At 75.0% G+C, this 4,332-nt stretch carries 2 protein-coding genes and 1 pseudogene; 1 reads left to right on the top strand and 2 read right to left on the bottom strand.

Annotated features, from left to right (window positions below):
• A pseudogene (locus IE312_RS43825) lies at positions 1-282 on the bottom strand (hypothetical protein); the annotation flags it as partial.
• Positions 283-423: 141 nt separating this feature from the next.
• Positions 424-2,544: a SpoIIE family protein phosphatase gene (locus IE312_RS23795; RefSeq protein WP_370467588.1), complete on the bottom strand. Its 2,121-nt coding sequence runs from the start codon at positions 2,542-2,544 to the stop codon at positions 424-426.
• Between the two features lie 1,178 nt (positions 2,545-3,722).
• On the opposite strand from IE312_RS23795, the gene IE312_RS41620 reads away from it, so the two are divergent.
• Positions 3,723-4,332: cytochrome P450 family protein (locus tag IE312_RS41620; RefSeq protein WP_502266988.1), on the top strand; the 610-nt coding region annotated here is incomplete at its 3' end.

The following is a 4,332-nucleotide window of genomic DNA, read 5'->3' as shown; positions in this document are numbered from 1 at the left end:
GGTGCCGGTGACCAGTCCGGTGCGGGTGACCAGTCGGGCGCGGGTGCCGGTGACGAGTCGGGCGCCGGTGCCGGTGACCAGTCCGGTGCGGGTACCGGTGACGAGTCGGGCGCGGGCGCGGGCGACCAGTCCGGTGCGGGCGCCGGTGACCAGTCCGGCGCGGGTGCGGGCGACCAGTCGGGCGAGGGTGCCGGTGACCAGGCCGGCGCCGGCGGTGACCAGATCGGTGGCAGCGCCGACCCGTCCGCACCGGCCGACGCCTCCGGTTCCGGCGCGGCGCACGACGGCTCGTCGTCCGTGCACGGCACCCGCTAGCGGACCGGCGCGTCCACGAGGCTCCCCGGCCGGCCTCCCCCTCGGTACCGGCCGGCGGACAGTGGTCCGGTCCTCCCACGGGAGGGCCGGACCACGGCCGTGCATGCGTCAGCCGTCGTGCGCCCGCAGCAGCAGCACCGCCACGTCGTCCACCCTTTCCCGGCCCGCGGCGCCGTGCCGGACCACCTCGTCCGCCAGGCTCTCCAACGGCTGGTGGCCCACCTCCGCGAGCAGCGCGCCGAGTTCGACCAGCGCGTCCTCGATGTCGACGCCGGGGGACTCCACCAGCCCGTCGGTGTAGAGGAGCAGCACCGAACCGGGGGTCAGCGACACCTCGGTCGTCGGGTACACGGCCGCGGCGTCGATCCCCAGCAGCGGACCGCCGGCGAGGTCGAGTACCCGTACCCGCCCGTCCGGCCGGCGCAGCAGCGGCGGCGGATGCCCCGCCCGGGCCATCACGGCCCGCCCGCGCGCCGGGTCCAGCCGCAGGTACAGACAGCTCGCGAACAGGTCGGCACCGAGATCGATCAGCAGCCGGTTGGTGCTGCGCATCACCTCGTGCGGCGCCTGCCCCACCGTGGTGTAGGCCCGCACCCCCGTCCGGATCTGGCCCATGAGGCCCGCCGCCGTCACGTTGTGCCCCTGGACGTCGCCGATCACCGCCGCCGCCAGCGGACGCGACGGCACCAGGTCGTAGAAGTCGCCGCCGATCTCCATGCCCTGGGTGGCCGGCAGGTAGCGGGCCGCCGCCTCGATGCCGGGCGGCGGGGCCAGGGAGTTGGGCAGCAGGGCCTGTTGCAGACCATGCGCCAGGCGGTGTTTCGCGTCGTAGAGCACGGCGCGCTCCAGGGCCTGCGCGATCAGCCCGCCGAGCGAGGTGAGCACCGCGCGCTCGTCGGCCGGGAACGGGTGCGGCTCGGTGTAGGCGAGCACGCACAGGCCCACCGGCCGGCCGGACGCCACCAGCGGCAGGTACGCCCAGGCCGCGAAGCCGTCCGGGGTCGGCCCCCGGTCCGGGTACAGCCGCTCCAGCCGCTCCCGCGTGTCGAAGAACGCGGGCACCCCGCTGTTCAGGGCATGCGTGGCCGGGGTCCGTCCGGACAGGGACAGACCGTCGACGTCTTCCACGGCACGCGCGGACGGGCAGCCGCGGTGCCCCAGTACGCGCAGCCGTCCGCCCTGCGCCCGCAGCAGCACCAGCGCCTGGCTGCCGACGGCCGGCGCCACCTCGTCCCACACCAGCTGCACCACGTCCCGCACCCCGGCCGCCTCGGTCAGCGCGCCCGCCAGGCTCAGGACCTGGGAGATCGTCACCAGCCGGGACGGCCCCGGGCCCGCCCGCGCCGCCCCGCGCGCCATCTCCGCCACCGCCCGGGCCCGGCTGATGCGCACGCTCAGACCGGTCGTGCTGGGGTACAGACGGAACGACAGCCACTCGCCGGGCGGGCGCAGCGCCACGAACGACGTCACCTCCTGGCTGAGCAGCGCGGCCCGGTAACGGTCCTCGTACCCGGGGTCGTTCAGCCAGGGCACCGACACCCAGGGCAGCGTGCCCAGCAGCTCACCGGCCGGCCGGCCGAGCAGCTCGGCGGCGGCCGCGTTGGCGAATCCGATCCGGCCGTGCAGATCCAGCGACATCAGCCCGTACGGCAGCCGGGACACCATCCGCGCCGCCTCCACCGAGCCCAGGGTGCCCGCCACGCCCGACACCGGCGCCGCCGGCACGTCCGGCTCGTGGCCGACCGGCCAGTCCTCCCGCGCGGCCCGCTCTAGCCGCAGCGCCAGCCGTTCGCAGGCCGCCACCAGGTGCTCGCGCTCCCGGTCCGACAGCTCCGGGGGATGCGCGCCCGGCCAGGTCAGGAACAGCGCGCCGTACACCGCGCGGTCCGTCGCCACGGGCGCCGCGGCCAGTGCGAAGGGGTAGGGCAGCACCACCGAGATCCGCGGGTAGCGGCGGGCCATCTCCTCCTCGCCGCCCACCCAGACCAGCCGTCTCTCGCGCGCCGCGTCCGCCACCGGGATCGGCGCGCTGAGCCCGACCCGCTCCCACGGCGCCGCGAACGCACGGGGCATCCCCGCCATCACCGCCATCTCCAGGACGGGCTCGCCGGGCCGGAGCAGATACACCGCGCCGGAGTGGGCGTGCACGTCCTCCAGCAGGGCGGCCAGCGCGAGCGACAGCACCGGCCGGCCGGCCGGCGCGCGTGTCGTCCCCGGCCCGTCGGACACGCCGACCACCTCCTCGTACGGCCGCGCATCCCGCGCACAAGGCTCCCTCGCAGCGGCGCCCCGCGCACGCCGAGCAGGGGTGCGGAGCCCCGCACTCCGCCTGCGGATGGCTTCGTATACCCCGCCGCGCCGACTCCATGCACCCGCGTCTTCGCGGGTCGGCGCCCGGGAGCGGGGGAGAGGCATGCGTGGTGTACGGGGCCGGCTCGTGCGCCCCCGCCGCGCCTGGTTGGCCGAATCCATACGCTGCGCGCGACGTTCTCGGCCTCGGTGCCGCGGCGGGCGGACGCGGGGACATCCGGCGGCCGGGGCGGATCGGCGGTGGACCGGGGCGGTGCGCCGGGCGTGTCGCCGCCGCAGCCGCCGCGGCGCCCGGGGGCGTCCGTCGTCCGAATCATCGGCCCAGATCAGGGGCAGTCCGGCCAACTGGCCGAAGGGGCGTACGGAGGGCCGGCACCGGGCGGCCGAGCGGCGGACGGCGGCATTCGGCCGGGCCCGGTCGCGGGTCTTTTTTCGTCCGCGCGGTTTGCGGACGAGTCGCCGGGGCACACGCGGGGGCGACGATCCGGCCGTGGTCCCGTGCGCGCACGGGACCGAGCCAAGTGGCTGGACAGTGACGCAAAAGCACCGGCACAGTACGCTCCGTTCAACTTCTGGGGGTTGCTTGAGCGTGACTCGCCGTGAAGACTGTGGCCGGGTTCCATCGAAACGAAGGTGTGACGGAACACGCATCATGGCAATCGTGGGGCAGCGCACCCTACGACTGCGTATTCTCACACCGCGTTCCGGACGGCCGGGGCCGAGTGCCCCACCGTCCGTGCACGAGCCGGGAGGGTCCCGCGTGATCGCCGCGCGGGAGGTGTCGCCGAGGGGGATGGGGTTATGTCGGGTTGGCGCGTCGCACGACCGGACTCGCCGCGGGGCCGGGGCCGGCCGCGTGGCCGCCGGGTCTCGCACCGCATGTGCTGAGGGCTTCAGGCCCACCCCGGCAGCACTCCGACGGCGGCTGACCGACCGCCGCGCACGAGGAAGCCGCTCATGCGCGCTCTCCTCCTTCCGACCATCCGGCAGCGGGACACACCTGTGTCCGAACCGCCCGCGGCCCGCGCCGCGCCGGTCCACGGCATCGACCCCGGACGTGATTCCGCCCTGCCCGCACGCGCTAGCAAGGAGACAAGGTGATCAGCAGTCAACCGACGGGCGAACGGCTCCTCCTGGAGGAGTTACCCGACCGCTGGCGGGACTTACGCGAGACCGGGCCGGTGCGGTACGACGAGACCCAGGGCGTCTGGCAGGTGCTGGACCACGAGACCGTCGCCACGGTGCTCGCCGATCCGGCGACCTACTCCTCCGACCTCTCCGCCCTCGCCCCCACCCAGTCCGACTTCGAGACCTTCACCCAGGGCAACTTCGTCGGCATGGACCCGCCGGAGCACCGCAAGCTCCGCACACTGGTGAGCCAGGCCTTCACCCCGCGGGTCGTCCAGGGGCTCGAGCCCCGGATCGAGGCCGTGTGCGCCCGGCTGCTGGACGAGGTCGCCGACCGCGACCGGTTCGACCTGGTCGACGCGCTGGCCTACCCGCTGCCCATCATCGTGATCGCCGAACTGCTCGGCATCCCCGCCGAGGAGCACCGGCTCTTCCAGGAATGGGCGAGCGTCCTGTTCGGCGGCGACCAGCTCGGCGAGGCGCCCGACATGGCCGATCTGGAACGGGCGCTGGAGGCCATCGCCCCCACCGTGCGCGAGATGAACGGCTACATGCTCGACCACATCCGCGCCCGCCGTG

The organism is Streptomyces capoamus (assembly GCF_014654935.1).
Lineage (GTDB): Bacteria > Actinomycetota > Actinomycetes > Streptomycetales > Streptomycetaceae > Streptomyces > Streptomyces capoamus.
Note: the sequence above shows the minus strand (reverse complement) of the source record. Positions and strands in the feature narration are given on the sequence as shown.